The sequence below is a fragment of the Bacillus sp. AFS001701 genome, assembly GCF_002559405.1.
In the GTDB taxonomy this organism is placed as follows: Bacteria; Bacillota; Bacilli; order Bacillales; family Bacillaceae_G; genus Gottfriedia.
The window spans coordinates 1-560 of the sequence record NZ_NTZO01000716.1 but is presented as its reverse complement, the minus strand read 5'-3'; the positions used below and the strand labels follow the sequence as shown (position 1 = coordinate 560).

The following is a 560-nucleotide window of genomic DNA, read 5'->3' as shown; positions in this document are numbered from 1 at the left end:
TCCCTAGTTAATATGGATATTTAACTATCAGCCCAAACAAAAAACATTTATTTTCATATTTTAATAAAGATTAAACTAAAAAGGAGTTGATAAAATGAACTTTTTCCCTCAATATCGGACATTTCCAGGCTTTCCAGGACAACCGGGCGGGTTCCCAGGGCAACCAGGTGGATTCCCAGGATTTCCGGGACAACCGGGTGGTGGAGGTCAAGGTCAATCTCAAGGTCAACCGACTGCACCACCACCTTCATTCACTCCAACAATGTCTCAAGCAACAGCATTTGCAATAGACCCAGGTGCAATTGCTGGTTGTCGCTTTAGAAATACTTATGTTTGGTTGAATAATGGAGAACAATTTTGGTATTTTCCAACCTTCGTGGGCAGACATTCAGTTGCAGGCTGGAGATGGATTGGCTGGAGATGGGTTTTCTTTGGAATTGATACAAATCGAATTAGATCGTTTACGTGTTTCTAAAAACTATAGCAACTTTAAAAAGCCTTGTGACTAACGATCACAAGGCTTTTTTAACATAATCAGGCAAGAAGTCTCCTTCCTCAAG

General features: G+C 40.7%; 1 protein-coding gene. It reads left to right on the top strand.

Going from position 1 to position 560, the window contains the following annotated elements:
* Positions 1–94: 94 nt before the first annotated feature.
* Positions 95–475 (top strand): transporter, encoded by a 381-nt coding sequence (locus CN514_RS24820; RefSeq protein WP_098234835.1) that lies wholly within the window; start codon positions 95–97, stop codon positions 473–475.
* Positions 476–560: the final 85 nt, after the last annotated feature.